Annotated in this window: 20 protein-coding genes; 11 read left to right on the forward strand and 9 right to left on the reverse strand. The window is 69.9% G+C overall.

The genetic code is table 11. The features are described from left to right. On the forward strand, positions 1-391 hold a 391-nt coding region (locus C475_RS20195; RefSeq protein ID WP_193366329.1), incomplete at its 5' end, for a lysylphosphatidylglycerol synthase domain-containing protein. Here C475_RS20195 and yjjX read toward each other — a convergent pair. Beyond that, on the reverse strand, positions 388-915 hold the full coding sequence (gene yjjX, locus C475_RS20200; RefSeq protein ID WP_006885762.1) for an inosine/xanthosine triphosphatase: 528 nt from the start codon (positions 913-915) through the stop codon (positions 388-390). The genes C475_RS20195 and yjjX overlap by 4 nt on opposite strands. A 246-nt stretch (positions 916-1,161) precedes the next feature. On the opposite strand from yjjX, the gene C475_RS20205 reads away from it, so the two are divergent. The 4 genes from C475_RS20205 to C475_RS20220 all read left to right on the forward strand — a co-directional run bounded on the left by C475_RS20205 (position 1,162) and on the right by C475_RS20220 (position 4,488). Continuing rightward, a complete protein-coding gene (locus C475_RS20205; protein ID WP_006885763.1) occupies positions 1,162-2,130 on the forward strand; it encodes a transcription initiation factor IIB in 969 nt (322 codons plus the stop codon). Positions 2,131-2,291: 161 nt separating this feature from the next. Continuing rightward, positions 2,292-3,200, forward strand: coding sequence for a methyl-accepting chemotaxis protein (locus tag C475_RS20210; RefSeq protein WP_006885764.1), 909 nt, complete (start codon positions 2,292-2,294; stop codon positions 3,198-3,200). A gap of 90 nt (positions 3,201-3,290) precedes the next feature. Further along, the gene (locus tag C475_RS20215; RefSeq protein ID WP_006885765.1) at positions 3,291-3,974 is read left to right on the forward strand and encodes a type I 3-dehydroquinate dehydratase; all 684 of its coding nucleotides are present in this window, start codon (positions 3,291-3,293) and stop codon (positions 3,972-3,974) included. Between the two features lie 73 nt (positions 3,975-4,047). After that, positions 4,048-4,488: a zinc ribbon domain-containing protein gene (locus C475_RS20220; protein WP_082223384.1), complete on the forward strand. Its 441-nt coding sequence runs from the start codon at positions 4,048-4,050 to the stop codon at positions 4,486-4,488. 39 nt (positions 4,489-4,527) lie between these two features. On the opposite strand, the gene C475_RS20225 is transcribed toward C475_RS20220, so the two are convergent. The 4 genes from C475_RS20225 to C475_RS24545 form a co-directional block, all read right to left on the reverse strand. Beyond that, positions 4,528-5,568 carry a glycosyltransferase family 4 protein gene (locus C475_RS20225; protein WP_006885767.1) on the reverse strand — a complete coding sequence of 347 codons (1,041 nt, stop codon included), beginning with the start codon at positions 5,566-5,568 and terminating at the stop codon, positions 4,528-4,530. A 61-nt stretch (positions 5,569-5,629) separates the two neighbouring features. Next, positions 5,630-6,805, reverse strand: coding sequence for a 3-dehydroquinate synthase II (locus C475_RS20230; RefSeq protein WP_006885768.1), 1,176 nt, complete (start codon positions 6,803-6,805; stop codon positions 5,630-5,632). Between the two features lie 325 nt (positions 6,806-7,130). Further along, positions 7,131-7,361, reverse strand: coding sequence for a hypothetical protein (locus tag C475_RS20235; protein ID WP_006885769.1), 231 nt, complete (start codon positions 7,359-7,361; stop codon positions 7,131-7,133). Between the two features lie 100 nt (positions 7,362-7,461). Beyond that, positions 7,462-7,617, reverse strand: coding sequence for a hypothetical protein (locus tag C475_RS24545; RefSeq protein ID WP_193366330.1), 156 nt, complete (start codon positions 7,615-7,617; stop codon positions 7,462-7,464). A 116-nt stretch (positions 7,618-7,733) separates the two neighbouring features. Here C475_RS24545 and C475_RS20240 point away from each other — a divergent pair, with 116 nt between their 5' ends. From C475_RS20240 to C475_RS20260, 5 genes are all read left to right on the forward strand, one after another. Further along, positions 7,734-8,147 carry a hypothetical protein gene (locus tag C475_RS20240; RefSeq protein ID WP_006885770.1) on the forward strand — a complete coding sequence of 138 codons (414 nt, stop codon included), beginning with the start codon at positions 7,734-7,736 and terminating at the stop codon, positions 8,145-8,147. Positions 8,148-8,242: 95 nt separating this feature from the next. Continuing rightward, positions 8,243-8,428 (forward strand): DUF7836 family putative zinc-binding protein, encoded by a 186-nt coding sequence (locus C475_RS20245; RefSeq protein ID WP_006885771.1) that lies wholly within the window; start codon positions 8,243-8,245, stop codon positions 8,426-8,428. 60 nt (positions 8,429-8,488) lie between these two features. After that, positions 8,489-9,178, forward strand: coding sequence for an HAD family hydrolase (locus tag C475_RS20250; protein ID WP_006885772.1), 690 nt, complete (start codon positions 8,489-8,491; stop codon positions 9,176-9,178). A 58-nt stretch (positions 9,179-9,236) separates the two neighbouring features. Continuing rightward, positions 9,237-10,178, forward strand: a complete 942-nt coding sequence (locus tag C475_RS20255) for a DUF7537 family lipoprotein (RefSeq protein ID WP_049931073.1) — start codon at positions 9,237-9,239, stop codon at positions 10,176-10,178. A gap of 647 nt (positions 10,179-10,825) precedes the next feature. Then, positions 10,826-11,416 (forward strand): ArsR/SmtB family transcription factor, encoded by a 591-nt coding sequence (locus tag C475_RS20260; RefSeq protein ID WP_006885774.1) that lies wholly within the window; start codon positions 10,826-10,828, stop codon positions 11,414-11,416. 114 nt (positions 11,417-11,530) lie between these two features. On the opposite strand, the gene C475_RS20265 is transcribed toward C475_RS20260, so the two are convergent. Then, the gene (locus C475_RS20265; protein ID WP_006885775.1) at positions 11,531-12,337 is read right to left on the reverse strand and encodes a 2-amino-3,7-dideoxy-D-threo-hept-6-ulosonate synthase; all 807 of its coding nucleotides are present in this window, start codon (positions 12,335-12,337) and stop codon (positions 11,531-11,533) included. A 195-nt stretch (positions 12,338-12,532) separates the two neighbouring features. On the opposite strand from C475_RS20265, the gene C475_RS20270 reads away from it, so the two are divergent. Continuing rightward, on the forward strand, positions 12,533-14,017 hold the full coding sequence (locus tag C475_RS20270; protein ID WP_049931075.1) for a M61 metallopeptidase family protein: 1,485 nt from the start codon (positions 12,533-12,535) through the stop codon (positions 14,015-14,017). A gap of 40 nt (positions 14,018-14,057) precedes the next feature. On the opposite strand, the gene trpA is transcribed toward C475_RS20270, so the two are convergent. The 3 genes from trpA to trpC are packed head-to-tail and all read right to left on the reverse strand — an operon-like array spanning position 14,058 to position 17,022. Then, the gene (gene trpA / locus C475_RS20275) at positions 14,058-14,906 is read right to left on the reverse strand and encodes a tryptophan synthase subunit alpha (RefSeq protein WP_006885777.1); all 849 of its coding nucleotides are present in this window, start codon (positions 14,904-14,906) and stop codon (positions 14,058-14,060) included. Continuing rightward, on the reverse strand, positions 14,906-16,165 hold the full coding sequence (gene trpB, locus C475_RS20280) for a tryptophan synthase subunit beta (RefSeq protein ID WP_006885778.1): 1,260 nt from the start codon (positions 16,163-16,165) through the stop codon (positions 14,906-14,908). The genes trpA and trpB overlap by 1 nt, the downstream gene beginning before the upstream one ends. Beyond that, positions 16,162-17,022, reverse strand: coding sequence for an indole-3-glycerol phosphate synthase (gene trpC / locus C475_RS20285; RefSeq protein WP_049931077.1), 861 nt, complete (start codon positions 17,020-17,022; stop codon positions 16,162-16,164). The genes trpB and trpC overlap by 4 nt, the downstream gene beginning before the upstream one ends. Between the last annotated feature and the right edge of the window lie 116 nt (positions 17,023-17,138).

Below are 17,138 nucleotides of genomic sequence, written 5' to 3' on the forward strand. Positions count from 1 at the left end.
GGTGGGCGTCGGCAGCCTCGTCATCTGGGTCGTCGACGTGGCGACGGCGCTGGTCGTCTTCGCCGCGTTCCCCGACATCGCGCTGACGCCCGCGCTGGTCGCGACGGCCTTCTTCGCGGTCAGCGTCGGCAACCTCGCGAAGGTCCTGCCGCTGTCGCCCGGCGGGATCGGCCTCTACGAAGGGGCGTTCACCCTCATCGTCTTCGGGCTCACGAACGTCGCGGCGCCGGTCGCGTTCGCCATCTCCATCGTCGACCACGTCGTCAAGAACGCCGTCACCATCCTCGGCGGGCTCGCCTCGATGGCCTGGCTCAACGTCTCGCTGACCACCGCAGTCGAGGAGAGCCGCGAGGCCGGCGAGGTCGAGGCCGCCGCCGCGACCGAGGACTAGTACAGGTCGGTCGCGAACGGCCCGAACGCCCCCGCGACTGCGTGGGCGAGCGCTGACTCCCGGTCGATTGCGCCGCCCGTGAGCACGCCGGCGGCGCCCGCTCGTTCCCTGAGGCCCTCGGTGTCCAGGCGGTCGTCCAGCACCGGCCCGAGCTCCTCGCCCGACCGGACGCGCTCGGCGATGTCGTCGGGGAGTCGCAGCGCGGGGCCGCCGCCGCGTTCGAGGGCGTCGCCGTCGGTGACGGCCGCCCACATGATCAGGTACAGTCCAGGTCGGTCGGCCAGGTCCGCGACCCCGCCCTCGATCCCGACGCCGTAGGCGGCCTCGGGGTCGGCGCCGAGCGCGCGGGCCGCCCGGTTCTCCGCCCCGGCCACCGTCTCCGCGCGTCCCCTGGGCTGTTCGGGGACGCCCGGATCGACGGCGACGGCCACTACCTCGGCCCTGTCCTCGAACAGATCCGCCACGACCCGCTCCGTCGCCCCGACCTTCACCGGATTCTCGCTCCCGACCACGACGCGTGCCATGTCCCGATCCAGACCGACCCCCCGCTTGCCCCTTTCGTTCCGCACCGAATACAGGTATATAAATGCAGGATAGTAACGTGTGGAACACGTTCACACACCGTCCGAAATCCCGTCTTTCGGCCGTTTCGGAGGACGGCCTCACTCGCCAGCGAAAGATTTATAATAGTATCTCCGTATGATCGTGCCACCACCGAGCGAGTCCGGGATTCTCCGTCGCGTTCTACCCGGATCGACACGCCCCCAGCAATGAGCGACTCTCGACTCAGAACCCAGCGAACAGACGTACAGGAAGACGAATCAACCGAGGAGCGGACCGACGAGGCCTGCCCGGAGTGTTCCGGCCACCTCGTGGTCGACGACGAACGCGGGGAGACGGTCTGTGAGGACTGCGGCCTCGTCGTCGAGACCGACGAGATCGACCGCGGGCCGGAGTGGCGCGCCTTCGACGCGAGCGAGAAAGACGAGAAATCGCGCGTCGGTGCGCCGACGACGAACATGATGCACGACAAGGGTCTCTCGACCAACATCGACTGGCGCGACAAGGACGCCTACGGTAACTCCCTGTCGTCGAACCAGCGCCAGAAGATGCAGCGCCTCCGGAAGTGGAACGAGCGATTCAGGACGCGCGACTCCAAGGAGCGCAACCTCAAGCAGGCGCTCGGCGAGATCGACCGTATGGCCTCCGCCCTGGGCCTGCCCGAGAACGTCCGCGAGACCGCATCGGTGATCTACCGCCGCGCGCTCGACGAGAACCTCCTGCCGGGCCGCTCCATCGAGGGCGTCTCGACCGCCGCCGTCTACGCCGCCGCCCGCCAGGCGGGCGTCCCGCGCAGCCTCGACGAGATCAACGAGGTCTCCCGCGTCGAGAAGTCCGAAATCGCCCGCACCTACCGCTACGTCATCCGCGAGCTCGGCCTGGAAGTCGCGCCGGCCGACCCCGAGAGCTACGTGCCCCGCTTCGCCTCCTCGCTCGAACTCTCGGACGAGGCCGAACACCGTGCGCGCAAGCTCCTCCAGAACGCCAAGGAACAGGGCGTCCACTCCGGGAAGTCCCCCGTCGGGCTGGCCGCCGCGGCCGTCTACGCCGCCGCCCTGCTGACCAACGAGAAGACCACCCAGGCCGCCGTGAGCGAGGTCGCCGACATCTCCGAGGTCACCATTCGGAACCGCTACCACGAACTGCTGGAGGCCGAGCAGGGCCTCCCCGCGGTCTGACCGGCCGACCGCTCTCGCTTCCGTCCGCCCGCGACTCACCCGCGACCGCACCGCCCGAACTCGTCCGACAGCGGCATCCGCGGGCGGTCTCGCCGCAATCGAAAATCAGGGCTGATAACAGCGGGAGTACGTTTAATTCGGTCGCTCACACCGATCGGCGTATGGCTTCCGATTCCGGTGACCTCGGCACCGAAGCACTCGACGTACACTCCGAGGCAGGGGACATGACCGTCGACGAGCTTGGGACGGCGATCGACGAGCTGTTGCGGGCCTCCGAGAGCGTCTCCCAGAGCTCCCAGCAGATCAGTGACCTCGCCAACGAACAGTCCGAGAACATGCGGGAGGTCGCCGGCGAAGTGTCGAACCTCAGCGCGACCGTCGAGGAGGTCGCCTCCAGCGCGAGCCAGGTCCGACAGGTCAGCACCGAGGCCCGCGACCTGGCCGACGACGGCCGCGAGATGGCCGACGAGGCCATCGACGCCATGGAGTCGGTCGACGAGGCCAACTCCGAGGTCTCGGAGGACGTCCGCCAGCTTCGGGACCGCATCGACGAGATCGACGAGATCGTCGAGGTGATCAACGACATCGCCGACCAGACGAACATGCTGGCGCTCAACGCTTCTATCGAGGCCGCCCGCGCCGGCGAGGCGGGCGAGGGCTTCGCCGTCGTCGCCGACGAGGTCAAGAGCCTCGCCGAGGAGTCCCAGCAGAACGCCACGGAGATCGAACAGCTCGTCGGCAACATCAAGAGCGACACCGAGAGCACCGTCGAGAGCATCGAACACGCGAACGAGCAGGTCGAGGAGGGCATCGAGCAGGTCGACGACACCGTCGACGTGCTCCGGGATATCGACGCCGCCGTCGAGGAGGCCGCCCAGGGCGCCCAGGAGGTCGCCAGCGCCACCGACGAGCAGGCCGCCTCCACCGAGGAAGTCGCCTCGATGGTCGATTCGACCGCCGAGAGCGCCGAAGAGGTCGCCGGCGAGATCGAGCGCATCGCCGCCGCCAACCAGCAACAGACCGCCCAGATCAACGAGATCCAGAGCCTCATCGACGACCTCCAGCGCTAACGGGACCGCGGCCGGCGGGGGCCGGGACCCCGGCGGCCCCGCGACATCCGATCCGGTCGCTTTTTTTCGCCGGTCACGGTAGGGAGCGACATGGAGACCGATTTTTCGTCGTTCGTCCTCGCGGCCGCGACCGCGGATCTCTCTGACGAGCCCGCCGCGCGCGACGACGCCGACGCGGTCGAGTTCCGGCTCGACCTCGCGACCGAGCCGCTGGACGCGCTGGCGACCTACGACGGCGAGCTGCCGCTGATCGCGACCAATCGGGCGACCTGGGAGGGCGGCGAGGCAGCCGACGACGCGGCGCGCCTCGACGCGCTCGAAGTCGCCGCCGAACACGACGCCGTCGGGGCTATCGACGTGGAGCTGGCGGCGCTGGAGCGCGGCGACGCCGCGGGCGTCGTCGACCACGCTCGCGAGCACGGGACGGCGGTGATCGTCTCGACGCACGACTTCGAGGGGACGCCCCACCGCGACGCGATGGCGGAGACGCTGTCGGAAGCGAGTCGCCTGGGCGACGTGGCGAAACTGGCGGTGACCGCCGAGGGCGCCGGCGACGTGCTGGACCTGCTCGGCGCGACGTGGGCGGCGACCACCGCCGGCGAGACCGTCGCGACGATGGCGATGGGCGAGGCCGGCCGCCACTCCCGGGCGGTCGCGCCGCTGTACGGCTCGCGGATCGGCTACGCGCCCGTCGACCCCGCCGACGCGACCGCACCCGGGCAGTACGACCTGGCGACGCTGGCGGGACTGGTCGAGCGGCTGGGCGATGTGTGACCCGTCCGGGGCGACGAATTCCGGGAAGTCGGAAACTTGAAACCGTGTGACGACGGAATTCGCACAACGAACAGTGAGTACACGGAACCGAACGCGACCGTTGCTGGCAGTCGTGCTCGCCTTCCTCTACCCCGGTCTCGGGCACGTCTACCTGCGCGAGTGGCTCCGCGCGCTCGTCTGGTTTTTCCTCAACGTGACGAGCTTCACCCTGCTGATGCCCGCCGACGCCGTTCCGGAGACGTTCGGCTGGTCGGAGCTGGTCGCGGCCGCCGAGAACGTCACCCCGGAAGCGGCGCTGGCGCTCGCCGCGATCACCGTCTTCAGCATGATCGACGCCTACTGGATGGCCAAGCGCCAGAACACCGAGACCGAGGTCGAGGAGGGCACGACCTGTCCCAACTGCGGCCGCGACGTGGACTCGGACCTCGAGTTCTGTCACTGGTGTACCGAGCGCCTGAACCCCGAGTCCGACGAAGCGGAAGAGACGGCCGACGACTCCGGGGCGAACGCCTGAGCGCGATGGTCGGTCGACCGAACGCCAGCGAGCGGGCGGTCACCCCGTCGGCGTCCGCTCGTTGGTCGGGCCGCTGACCAGTTCGTCGTAGAGCCCGACCAGTTGCTCACCGACTCCCTCCAGCGTGAATCGGTCGGTCGTCGCCGCGGCGTTGGCACCGATCCGCCCGCGTTCGGCCTCGTCCTCGCAGAGTTCGGTGATGGCCTCGACGAACTCGTCGGTCGTCTCGACCTTGCGGCAGTCCTCGCCGTCGGCCAGCCACTCGTAGGTCGGAATCGCCCGGACGACCGGCGGCTTGCCGCAGTGCATCGCCTCCAGCAGCGCCATCCCCTCGTTCTCGTTGCGCGAGGGCCAGAAGAACACGTCGCCCGCCGCAGGCGCCCCGCGCGGGTCCTCGATGTAGCCGGTGAAGGTGCAGTTGTCCGGCGAGTTCTCGACGAGTTCGCGGGTCTCGCGGGGCTGGAGGAACCTGTCGAGGCGGCCGCCGGTCGGGTTGAGGTAGCCGAACCAGGCGAAGTCGTACTCCGGGAGCCGGCGGGCGACCTCGACGAACGTGTCCAGGCCCTTGCGCTTGATGACGTGGCCGAACATGAACACGACCGGCGGCTCCAGATCGTAGCGGTCGAGATACTCCGCACGCAACTCGGGGTCGTCCCAGCCGGCGAACCGGTCGCCGTCGAACCCGTTCGAGATGACCGTCGAGGGCGTGTCCGTGTAGTCGGCGATCACCTCCTGGTTGTGTTCGGACGGGCAGACCAGATGGTCGGCCTGGCCGTAGGCGTAGGCGAGGAACGGCTTCAGCGGCCGTGCGAGCGCGTTCGAGAAGACGAAGCTGTCCCGGAAGTCCGCGGCCGTGTTGTGGGTGTGAAAGAGGACCGGGATCCGCCGGCGCCGGGCGCGCTTGGCGTAGTAGATCGACCGCGGGCCGGCGTTGTTGAGATGCAACAGGTCACAGTCCAGCGTCGGCTCGGTGGTGTAGTCGATGCCGTGGTCGTCGAGGACCGCGCGCTGGTTGTTGACCGACTGGGCGAACCCCCCGGTGACGACGCCCTCGCCCTCGAAGTAGTGGCTGACTCTCATATGTGGTCGGGGTGCGGTCGACGCCGCGGCCGCACGCTTGCGACCGCTGACACCGGCCGCGTCACTTCTCGATGATGCTCTCCTCGATGGCCTCGCCGAAGTGGCGGGCCTTGTCGCCGTAGAAGACGCGCACCTCGTCGCCCTCCTCCAGATCCGTGACGGCCTTGCGGCCGTCGGCGGTGGCGACCTTGATCGTCTCGGCGTTCTGCAGCAGCGTCTCGATGCGGTCGACGCCGTCGTCGGTCTCGACCTCGGCGCTGATCCGGAACATCGGCCGCTTCTCGATCTTCACCCGGCCGACGATGGCCTCGCGGGTGCGCCCGTCGGTGTCGACGACCTGCACCTCGTCGCCGCTGCGCAGCTCCGAGAGGTACTTCGTGCCCCCGTCGGGCGTGCGAACGTAGGCGTGGACGGCACCGGCGTTGACGCGGAAGGGTCGCGAGGCGACGTACGGCGACTCCGCGGTCTCGGCGTGGACGAAAAAGAGGCCGCGGCTCATCGAGCCGACGAGCATCCCCTCGTCGTGTTCCATGAGGTTGCCCGTGTCGATGCAGACCCGGTCGGCCGAGCCGGTCTGCTCGATCTCGGTGATCTCCGCCGTGGTGAGATCGAGCTGTTCGCGGCTCATCTCGTCGCGAACCTCGACTGTCTCGCGGATCTCGTCGACGTTGTCGGTGTCGAGCAGGACCGAGTCGGCGCCGATCTCAAGGGTCTCGTAGGCGGTGCGGGCCTCCTTGGCCGTGGTGACGCCCGCGACGAGGTTCGTCTCGTCGCCGATGCGCGCGATGAGATTTTCGAGGGGGATGATCTGCCAGTCCTCGCCGACGACGATAGTGTAGTCGGCCGCCGTGGCGACCGCCTCGGCGAACTCCTCGTAGCGCTCGTCGAAGATGCGGACGTAGCCGGCGCTGGCCTTGCCGTCCTGGCGGAGCACGGAGAGGTCCGCCGACCCCGACAGGTCGCCGGGGATGTCCATCGAGCCGTCCCCCTCGCCGTCCTTGCCGACGACGGCCGCGTCCGGCTCCTCGTCCTCGTCGGCCTCGGCGTCCATCACGTGGACGTCGCCGTTGGTGAACGCCGCGATATTGACGGCGCCCAGGTCGCGAACGCGGGCCACGTCGGACTCGTCGACGAGGACCCAGTCGACCCCCGCCTCCAGCCCCGCCGTGATCCGGCGCTTGCGCGCCTCCCAGTCGCCGACCTCGTCGTCGGCCTTCAGCCACACTTGCCGTGTCATGTATCCACGCTCGCCCCCGTCCGATTTGAACGTGGCGGAAGCGGCGCTATCGGTCAGTGCGGTCCAGTCCCCGAGCGACAGTCGTCGCTGGCCGGATCGCGGTCCGGTGGACAGAATTCGCGAGTACCCCTACCCGCTGTCCACCGACGTGTCGCCGAATCGACCGACGGAAGGGATATGTCTTGTGGTTGCTGTCAGTTGTCGCCGCCCGGAGTGAATGGCCGTCCGGATCGACGGCGCTCGACTACGGATCCGTTCGATACGACGGGTCGTCGGACGCCGACCCGAAACGGGGGCGTGGGTTCGGACGAGTCACGCGCGTCCGTCACTCGGCGGAATCGATCACGCCTTCGACCAGCACGACGACTCCCTGCAGCCCGACCACGAACCCGACGAACAGAGCGGCGATCCACGTCCCGACCGCGGCGAGAACGGTGTCGCCTCCGCCGGAGACGCTCGTCCAGGCGAAGACCGTTCCGAGACCGGCGATCGCCGCGCCGACGGTGAGGCGACCGGCCGCGCGGATCCGGAGGAGGATCGACTCGCCCACGTCCATGCGGACGAACTGGTCAGCGGCTCTAAAAGTCGTTGCGCTTCCGTCGGTGACGCCGTGACCGGCCCGGCCGCGGGCGTCACGTCGATCTCGACGACCCCTCTCAGCCGACGGTGTTCGCACCTCCCTCGCTCGTGGCTTCGTCGGCCGAGCGCTCCCCGCACTCGACACAGACGTAGTCGTCCCCCCGCTTGACGACCGCTGCGCCGCACTCGCACTCGATACGAGCGTTTCGGCTCGCTCGCGGAAATCGAGTCATACGGTATCATGTAGCAGGGGCAGAAACATAACTATTTTCCATGGACGACACGGCGACGCGAGCCCACCGAGCGGCGGGTTCGGAACGCCTATAGCGACGGGCATTCGACGCGGCACATGGTGTCGTCTCGCCGATTTTTCTGCCTGAGCGTCGCGTCGGCGACGCTGGTCGGCGGCTGCTTCGGGCGGCCGGAGCGCACCCGCCTCGACGAGATCCAGTTCGTCAATGAGGGCGACGCGGCCCGGACGTTCGAGGTCACGATCGAGGCGGACGGCGAGGAAGTGTACGCCGAGACGCGGACGGTTTCCCCGGCCGAGGACGAACCGATCCCCGTCGTGACCGAGGGGCTACCGGACGCTCGCGGCCCGCTGACCGTCCGGACGACGGTCGGCGACGCCGCGGCGTCGCATACCTACGAGGCCGGCCGCTGTTTCGGCCTGCTCGTCGAGTACTCGCCGGGAACGGTCGTCTACTTCTCCAACGACCGACGGTGCGCGGGGACCCCCAGCCGGGGACGGAGCGGCCGGTAGCGGCGAGCACGGGGTGCCGGCCGAGAGACCACGGCCGGGCTCGGCCTGCGAGAATCGCCACAAGGCTCTTTCGGGAGGCGTTCCCACGGTCGAGTATGCAGGAGGCCTGGATCCAGCTCCAGTGTCCCGAATGCGACGAACAGTGGGAAGCCAACCCCGCCGACCTCCACGAGCCGGCCGAGACGTTCGGCTGCGAGGACTGCGAGGCGCGGCGGCCCCTTTCGGAGTTCACCAAGACCGCCCGCGACTTCGAGATCTTGGAGGAGTTCCACGGGAGCTAGCGACCGGAAGTTTCGCGCGAACGAAAAGCGTCAGGCAGTGACGCTTCGAACTCCAACGGGATGACCGAACTCGACGCGGTGGTGTTCGACCTCGACAGCACGCTCTGCGTCTCGACACAGGACGACGAAGCGATCCACCGGGCGATCTTCGAGCGGACGGGCATCCCGGCGTTCTTCGAGCCGGCGGACCTGCACGCCATCGACTGGTCGGCGCTGCCCGAGGCCGGCTCCGAGCGCGCTCACTACGAGAACATGTACCGCGCCGTCGCGAGGGAGGTCGGCGCCGACCCCGACCACGCGCCGGCGCTGGCCGAGGCGACCGTCGAAGTGATGGACCCGGCCGCGGTGGCGTTCCGCGAGGGCGCCGCGGACGCGCTCGCGTACGCCCGCGACCGGTACGATCTCGCCCTGCTCACGAACGGTTCCGAGGACTCACAGCTGCCGAAGGTCGAGCGCCTCGGCGTCGCCGACTGCTTCGAGACGGCCGTCTGCTGCGGGCCGGGCACCGGCATCGAGTCCAAACCCCATCCCGAGCCGTTCGAACGGGCCCTCGACGCGCTCGGGACGGCGCCAGAGCGGACGGCGTACGTCGGCGACCGCCACGACGGCGACGTGGTGGGCGCCCACGCCGCGGGGATGCGGTCGGTGTGGGTACCGACGGGCGTCCCGGGCCGTGACCACCCGGAAGACCCCGATCCCGCGCCCACCCACCGCCTCGACGGGATGAACGAACTCGTCGACATCCTCTGAACCGCGACGGTGCCCGCGATGAGAAGACCCATACCTATCGTCGACACACAACTACGGGATGACAGGAAGGCTGCCGGCTGCACTCGCGCTCGTCGCCCTGGTCGCGCTGGCCGGCTGCGCCCCGCTGACGGGGTCGACGCCGTCCGGACCCGCCGAACCGGTCGAAACCCGGTCGGTGGGGGGAACCGCGGTCCCGTCATCGCCGGGCGACATCGCGACTGCGACGGCGGTCCGTCCGACGACGGCCGCGACGGGGTCCGGACCCTCGACCGTGGAGACGGCGAACGCGAGTCGGGTCCGGCGAGTGGTGGCCGCCCACAGCACCGCCCTCGCGGACCGCGACTACGAGGTGACGCGCTCCGAGCGGCGGCGAGTAACGGGCCCGAACGGGACGCGGTCGGCCGTTCGGCGTGTCGTCGCCCGTAGTAGCGCGGCCCAGGACCGCATCGCGGGTCGACTCACGGTGAACGGTACGTTGGAGCCGGGTGTGACGCGAACGAACACCTTCGTCGCGGACGGGACCGTCAACAGGCGGACCGTCCACTCCGGTCACGAGCCCGAATACACCCGTGAGGCGGCAGAACAGTCCCATCGCGAGCTTCACGGTGAGATGGCGACGACGAGCCTCGAAGAACTCCTCGAACTCGGGCGCTACGAGCGCGCTTCGACGGTCGAACGCGACGGTCGCCGTCTCGGGCGGTACGAACTCGCCGCGTTCGCCGGGCCGTCCTGGAGCCGGGCGTCGACCGTCGAGAACGCGTCGGGGGTCTACCTGGTCGACCGCGACGGGGTTGTCCGCGAGGCCCGGTTGACCTACCGGCTGTCCGACCCGGAGGCCGAGACGACGATGACGGTCGAGCGGACCTACGCGGTCGAGACGGCCGACCGGCTGGCCGTCGAGCGGCCGGCCTGGGTCGACGAGGCGGTCGAGGCGGCGGATGGACGAGCGTCCCCGTCGACCAGTTCGAACCGCACCAAGAGCGACGACGGGCCGTCGTAGACGAAGCGGTAGTCGCCCGCGGGCAGCCGCTCGCAGACGACGAACTTCCCGGTCGAGAAACCGGCGGCGCTCGCACGGAACAACCATTCTATGCCCTCGCCTGGGTCGTGGCGGAGCGCCGTCGCGTTGAATCCGGATCGACCGCTCGGGAACAGCGTCACCGTCCGCCAGCCCCCACCGACGCGCCGCTGGAGCGCGTAGCGGTGGCGGGTCCCCGTGGTTTGCCGGTCGTCCGCGACGTTGGTCAGCTCGAAGGCGATCGGCTCGCCGCGCTCGACGACCGACCGGTTGGCGGTCAGTTCGAACCCGCCCGCGCTGGCGGGGAGCGCACCCGCGGGGCCGACCCCGGGCGTCGTTTCGTCGCCGGAACAGGCCGACGGACTCGCAACGGTCCGCGGGTCGGCCGGCCCGCGCTCGGGGCCCGAGGCGACGCCGAGACAACCGGAGACTGCAGCCACCGCGAACAGCGCGAGTGGCGCCAGGAGTGCGACGGGGGCTGTCGAGCGATCGCGACCGTTCATACCCCGGGAGAGCGCCGGGGACCACCTCAGAGTATCGCGAGCTACAACGCCGATTTACGTGCCCCGCAAGTTCAAGAGGGCGGCGGCCATCCCGGCGGACATCGTGACCGAGGAGGCGACGGGGCCGTGAGCATCTTCCCGATCCGGTCGGAGCCCGACGCGAGCGACCGCGAGCCGAAACTGGTCGACCTGGGCGAGGCCGACGCCGAGGAGGTGTTCGACGCGCTGGGCTCGGAGACCGCTCGCTCGCTGTTGCTCGAACTCCACGAGCAGCCCCGTCCCGCCTCCGACCTCGCCGAGGCACTCGACACCAGCGTCCAGAACGTCCAGTACCACCTGACGAAACTCGTTGCGGCCGACCTCGTCGAGGGCGTCGACACCTGGTACTCCGAGAGCGGGTCGGAGATGACCGTCTACGCGCCCGCCGACGAGGCGCTGGTGCTGTTCGCCGGCGAGGAACCGGAGTCGTCGCTGCGGCGGCTGCTGGCGCGGCTGGTCGGCGTCGTGGGACTGCTGGCGGCCGGCGCCGTCGCGGTCGCGCTCGCCGTCGGCGGTCGCGGGGGAACGGCGCCGGCGGCCGGCAACGCGACGGTCAACGCGAGCGCGCCGCCCGTGGACCCGACCGGAGCGGGTGCCGACCCGGTCGTCGCCGGGCTCGCCTTCCTCGCCGGCGGACTCGTCGCACTGGCGGCGCTGGTCGTCGTCGAACGGGTCTGATACGGATTATTGCGAGCGTTCCCGGGTCGACCGCGCGCAATCGTGCAGTCGATCCCGAGCTGTCTTGCAGTAATCCGCATCAGAGAACGGAGTGGCCGACGGTGGTCGAACCGTTCAGGCTTCGACGGGGAGTCCCGCGACCTCGATGGCTTCCTCGGCGGACGCGTCGTCGTGGAGGACGGCGGCGACGGCACTGGTGATCGCTTCGGGGTCGTCGTGCTGGAAGATCGACCGGCCCATCGAGACGCCGTCTGCGCCGGCGTCGACGGCGCCGCGCACCATCGAGAGCGTCTCGTGGTCGGTGCCCTTCGAACCTCCGGCGATGACGACCGGCAGCGACGTGGACTCGACGACGCGACCGAAGGTGTCGGCGGAGCCGCTGTAGGCGGTCTTGACTACGTCGGCGCCCAACTCTTCGGCCAGCCGGACGGCGTGGCCCAGGTCTTCGGCGAACAGCTCGGGGTCGTCGTCGCGCACGTCGTGGCCGCGGGCGTAGGCCATCGCGAGCGTCGGCAGGCCGTAGCGCTCGGCCTCACTGGTGACCTCCGAGAGCTGCGTGATCTGGTCGGGTTCGTGCTCGCTGCCGACGTTGATGTGGAAGGAGACGGCGTCGGCGCCGGCGCGGATGGCGTCCTCGACGGAGCCGGTCATCCGCTTGTCGCTCTCGTCGGGTCCGATACTCGTCGAGCCGTTGAGGTGAGCGATGTAGCCGGCGCCGTTGGTGTTGGGGTGGACGCGGTCGGCGACGCCGCGCTGGGTGAGCACGGCGTCGGCGCCGCCGCGCGTGACGGCGTCGACCGTCGATTCGATGTCGACGAGGCCTTTGACGGCCCCCAGTGTGATCCCGTGGTCCATCGGGACGATCAGGTGTCGCCCCCCCGTCCCGATGCGGGCGAGGCGCGCGTCTTTCCCTGCGGTCATGTTGTGTGAGGGTGTGTCAAGTACGGTTATTTGCCTTCCGGTTGCGGCCCGTACTGCACCGACCGCACGGTCCCCACGGCCGCCGCGTCCCCAGACCGCCCCGCGGTAAACTCCCGTTCCCGCAGACGTAGTTTATTATCATCTTCGATACGCGGCGAGATACAAATTTACACACAGACACCGTATCTCGGCCCGATGAGACGTTTGTCAGCCGTCTCTGCGCTCGTCGTCATCATCTCGATATCGATGGTGATTCCGGCGAGCGCAGCGGTCGGTCCGACGCCGTCGGCGGGCGACGGGGTCGCGGTCGACCGGTCGAGCGGCGACGAGCGCGCCGCGGACGCGGTTCCGACGGAGGCGGTGTCGGTGACGCGCGCCGACGAGGGTATCCGATACGACCTCCGCTTCTCGCGGCCCGCGGGGGCCGACCGGGCGTGGCTGGTCGTCCGCGGGTCGGCCCGCGTCGTCGAGACGGCCGGGTTCGAGCGGGTGACCGGGTCGGACCTGACGCGACTGCGCTGGACGGGCGAGGGGTCCGCCTCGGCGTCGGTCGTCGTCCGGCCGAACGCGAGCGACCCGGCCGAGACGGCGACGACCGAGGCGTGGACGTTCACCCGAACGCCGTTCGTCGAACTCCAGTGGGTCGCCGACGGGTCGGTCCACCAGGTCTGGCCGCTAGCCGAACGGCCGGGGAACGTCTCCGCCGAGGTCGGCGCGTTCGGCCGCTACGCGCTCGTCGGTGCCACCGAGACTCTCACCCGGGCGACGCCCGCAGGTCGGGTCGACCTGGTCGTCCCCGCGGGCGCGATGGCCGACGCGAAGGGCGAACGCGTCGCGGACGCGCTCGCGCGGGCGGCGCGGGACCTCGACGTGGGCGACCGCGACGACGCGACGCTGGCGTTCGCGGCGCCACCCTCCGTCCGCTGGGGCGGCGAGTCCGTTCCGGCACGGGACGAGTTCTGGGTCAACGCCGACTCCCGACTGGACACCGCCGAGGCCGTCTGGCTCCACGAGTACGTCCACACTCGCCAGTCGTTCCGCCTCGCTCCGGAGATGCGATGGTTCCGCGAGGCCAGCGCCGAGTACTACGCCGCGCAACTGGCTCACGAACAGGGACTGATCGACCGGTCGGCCGTCGAGGCCCATCTCGACGGCGACCCCTCGACGGTGACGCTCACCGACTCGGCCACCTGGGCCGGCGACGACGTGCCCCAGCGGGAGGGCGCTCGAACCCTCGCGGTGCTCGACCGGCGCATCCGCGAGCGGACCTACGGGCAGCGCTCGCTCGAAGACGTGTTCCGCCGGCTCAATCGCCACGACGGCGTCGTCACCTACGCTGCCTTCGAACAGACGGTCGCCGAGGTCACCGGCGAACCCGACGACGCCTGGCTCGGACGCCACGTCAACGGCTCGGCACCAGTCGCCGACCAGTACGGCCCGGACGCCCGCCCGCTCGCGGTCGCACTGCTCGACCGACTCGGCGTCGACGGCGCGGCGACCGGGTCGACGACGGGTGCGGGCGGCGTCCTCACCGCCGTCCGCGGCGACGGGGCCGCGTTCTTCATCGTCGCGACCGGGTTCAGTGGCGTGGCCGCGATCCCGCTGTACGGCGCTCTCCGACGACGGGAACGGCGAGAGCGAGCGACCGGGACGGCGCTGTCCGGTTCGCGAGCGACCTGACGACGGCCCGGCGCCGTGAAAGAAGGGGGCGGGCGCCGGCTCAGTCGGACTGCTCGGCGGCGGCCCGCTCGGCGCCGGCGAGCGCGCCCTCCTTGAGTTCGCGAGCCTTCGCTTCGAGCCGCTGGGCGGTTTCGGCGAACGGCTGGTCCACGTCGGGGTCCGCGCCGTCAGCGACGATGTCGACCAGCGCCGAGCCGACGATGATCCCGTCGGCGCCCGCCGAGACGATGCGCTCGGCGTGCTCGCCGGTTTTGATACCGAACCCGACGGCCTTGGGCACGTCCCAGTCGTCGACCCGGGCCAGCGACCCCTCGGTCTGGTCGGACACGTCGTCGCGGGCGCCCGTCACGCCCAGTCGCGCCTGCACGTAGACGTAGCCCGAGACGTGCTCCTGCATCCGGTCGAGGCGCTCGCCACGGGTGGTCGGCGCGATGATGAACACCAGGTCCTGGTCGAACTCGTCGCAGGCCTCGCGGAGCGGCCCGGCCTCCTCCGCGGGCAGGTCGACGACGACGAACCCCTCGATGCCCACCTCGTCGGCGCGCTGTGCGAACGCGCGCGGCCCCGTCTCGCCCGTCTCGGGGTGGGTGTACTGGGCGATCAGGTTGTAGTAGGTCATACAGACCAGCGGGACCTCGACGTCCAGGTCCTCGACGAACTCGAAGTACCGGTCGGGGGTCATCCCGCCCTCCAGCGAGCGGACGACCGCCTCCTGGATGGTCGACCCCTCGGCGATGGGCTCGGAGAACGGCAGCCCGAGTTCGATCACGTCTGCGCCCCCTCGCTCCAGGGCCTCGACGTACTCCAGCGATTCCTCGTAGGTGGGGTCGCCCGCGGCGACGTAGGGGACGAAGGCCGGCTCGTCGGCGAAGACGCGCTCCAGCCCCATCAGAGGTCACCCCCGCCGCCCGCGGCCGCGCGAAGCACCGACATGTCGGGCGCCACGTCCAGGTCGCGCTTCTCGGTCTCCTCCAGCACGGTCTCCAGGTCCTTGTCGCCGCGGCCGGAGACGTTGACGATCACGAGATCACCGAGTTCGTCGTGATGCTCTTCGAGGTAGCCGAAGGCGTGGGCGGTCTCCAGCGCCGGGATGACGCCCTCGTCCTGAGAGAGCCGGTGGAACGCTTCGAGCGCGCTGTCGTCGCCGACGTTGACCGCGTCGACCCGCTCCTCGTCGACGAGATGGGCCAGTTCCGGCCCGACGCCGGCGTAGTCCAGCCCGGCCGAGACCGAGTGCGATTCCATGATCTGTCCGTGCGAATCCTGCAGGAGCTTCGTGCGCGCGCCGTGGAGGACGCCCTGCTCGCCGGTCGACAGCGACGCCGAGTTGGGCGCGACGCCTTCCTCCTCGTCCACGTCGAGCGACGAGCCGCCGGCCTCGACGGCGTAGAGGCCCACGTCCTCGTCGTCGACGAAGTGATGGAACGTGCCCATCGTGTTCGACCCGCCGCCCGCACAGGCCAGCACCGAATCGGGGAGGCGCCCCGCCTTCTCCCGGACCTGCTCGCGGGCCTCCTCGGAGATGACCGACTGGAAGTCCCGGACCATCCGCGGGAACGGCGCGGGACCGACGACCGACCCGATGACGTAGTGGGTCGTCTCGACGGTGGTCGCCCAGTCGCGCATCGTCTCGGAGATGGCTTCCTTGAGCGTCCCCCGGCCCGTCGTGACGGGGGTGATCTCGGCGCCGTTGATCTTCATCCGGAAGACGTTGGGCCGCTGGCGGCGGATGTCGGTCTCGCCCATGTAGACCTCACAGGGCATGTCCAGATGAGCGGCGGCCATCGCCGTCGCCGTCCCGTGCTGGCCGGCGCCCGTCTCCGCGACGATCCGCTCTTTGCCCATGTACTTCGCGAGCAGCACCTGTCCGAGGGCGTTGTTGAGCTTGTGCGCGCCGCCGTGGAGCAGGTCCTCGCGTTTGAGATACACCTCGGTGTCGTACCGGTCCGAGAGCGACTCGGCGTGCTGGAGCGGCAGCGGCCGCCCGCCGAAGTCGGCGAGTCGCTGCCGGAACTCGTCCATGAAGCCGTCCTCGTTGTCGAGGACGTATCGCTCGTAGGCGTCGGTAAGCTCTTCGATGGCCGGCATCAGCGACTCCGGCACGAACTGTCCACCGTACTCGCCGAACTTCGCGTCGTCTGTGCTCATGATTGGGTGTCCGCCTCCGCGTCAGTGTCCGCGTCCGCCGCCGTCTCGGCTGTCGCGTCCGACTCCGCCGTCACGAGCCGTCGGGTGTTCGCTTCTACGTCGCTGCCACCCGCCGCGTCCACGATCGCCGACCCCACCAGGAGGGCGTCGGCGCCCGCCTCGCGCATCGCCAGTGCGTCGTTCGTCGTCGCTATGCCGCTCTCCGCAATGAGGGTGACGTTTTCCGGCACCTCAGTGGCTACCGTCTCGAACGTCTCCAGGTCGACCTCCAGTTTCGCCAGGTCGCGGTTGTTCACCCCGACGATCTCCGCGCCCGCCCCCAGCGCCCGCTCAACCTCCGAAGCGGTGTGGGCCTCGACGAGCACCTGAAAGCCCCGCTCGCGCGCCGCCGTCAGCAGGTCCGCCAGGTCGTCGGTTCCCTCCTCGTCGAGAAAGCGGACGATCAGCAAGAGTACGTCCGCTTCGACGGCGTCGAGTTGGGCCTCGCGGACGACGAAGTCCTTGCGGAGGACCGGCACGTCGACCGCCGCCCGGATCCGTTCGAGCGCGTCGGTCGACCCGCCGAAGTGTTCGGGTTCGGTCAACACCGACAGCGCCGCCGCGCCGCCCGCGACCATCGACTCGGCCAGCTCGACCGGGTCGTCCGTCCGCTCGCCGTCGGTCGTCGGACTCGTCGGCTTGACCTCCGCGATCACCGGCACGCGCCCGTCTGCCTCGGCCCGTTCGAACGCCTCCGTCAGCGACTGAGCGTCCGCGTCGATCCGCTCGTCGCTCGCGCCCTCCCGCGCCGCCGCGCGCTCGCGGGCCGCGTCGAGTATCGACCGCACCTTCGGTGCGATATCGTCACCAGTACTCATTGATGTTCACTAACGGACAGAGTTGTACATAAGGTTTGCGTCACGGTCGCGCGCTCGACCGGCACCGCGGCGCCCTGGCGGGACGACGCGCTCCTCGTCGGTCCGGCTTCCGAGCC

This window comes from Halosimplex carlsbadense 2-9-1 (assembly GCF_000337455.1).
Lineage (GTDB): Archaea > Halobacteriota > Halobacteria > Halobacteriales > Haloarculaceae > Halosimplex > Halosimplex carlsbadense.

Coding starts and splice junctions, on each gene's coding strand:
- yjjX (WP_006885762.1), bottom strand. CDS start 915: ATGGCACGCGTCGTGGTCGGGAGCGAGAATCCGGTGAAGGTCGGGGCG.
- C475_RS20205 (WP_006885763.1), top strand. CDS start 1,162: ATGAGCGACTCTCGACTCAGAACCCAGCGAACAGACGTACAGGAAGAC.
- C475_RS20210 (WP_006885764.1), top strand. CDS start 2,292: ATGGCTTCCGATTCCGGTGACCTCGGCACCGAAGCACTCGACGTACAC.
- C475_RS20215 (WP_006885765.1), top strand. CDS start 3,291: ATGGAGACCGATTTTTCGTCGTTCGTCCTCGCGGCCGCGACCGCGGAT.
- C475_RS20225 (WP_006885767.1), bottom strand. CDS start 5,568: ATGAGAGTCAGCCACTACTTCGAGGGCGAGGGCGTCGTCACCGGGGGG.
- C475_RS20230 (WP_006885768.1), bottom strand. CDS start 6,805: ATGACACGGCAAGTGTGGCTGAAGGCCGACGACGAGGTCGGCGACTGG.
- C475_RS20235 (WP_006885769.1), bottom strand. CDS start 7,361: ATGGACGTGGGCGAGTCGATCCTCCTCCGGATCCGCGCGGCCGGTCGC.
- C475_RS24545 (WP_193366330.1), bottom strand. CDS start 7,617: ATGACTCGATTTCCGCGAGCGAGCCGAAACGCTCGTATCGAGTGCGAG.
- C475_RS20240 (WP_006885770.1), top strand. CDS start 7,734: ATGGTGTCGTCTCGCCGATTTTTCTGCCTGAGCGTCGCGTCGGCGACG.
- C475_RS20245 (WP_006885771.1), top strand. CDS start 8,243: ATGCAGGAGGCCTGGATCCAGCTCCAGTGTCCCGAATGCGACGAACAG.
- C475_RS20250 (WP_006885772.1), top strand. CDS start 8,489: ATGACCGAACTCGACGCGGTGGTGTTCGACCTCGACAGCACGCTCTGC.
- C475_RS20255 (WP_049931073.1), top strand. CDS start 9,237: ATGACAGGAAGGCTGCCGGCTGCACTCGCGCTCGTCGCCCTGGTCGCG.
- C475_RS20265 (WP_006885775.1), bottom strand. CDS start 12,337: ATGACCGCAGGGAAAGACGCGCGCCTCGCCCGCATCGGGACGGGGGGG.
- C475_RS20270 (WP_049931075.1), top strand. CDS start 12,533: ATGAGACGTTTGTCAGCCGTCTCTGCGCTCGTCGTCATCATCTCGATA.
- trpA (WP_006885777.1), bottom strand. CDS start 14,906: ATGGGGCTGGAGCGCGTCTTCGCCGACGAGCCGGCCTTCGTCCCCTAC.
- trpB (WP_006885778.1), bottom strand. CDS start 16,165: ATGAGCACAGACGACGCGAAGTTCGGCGAGTACGGTGGACAGTTCGTG.
- trpC (WP_049931077.1), bottom strand. CDS start 17,022: ATGAGTACTGGTGACGATATCGCACCGAAGGTGCGGTCGATACTCGAC.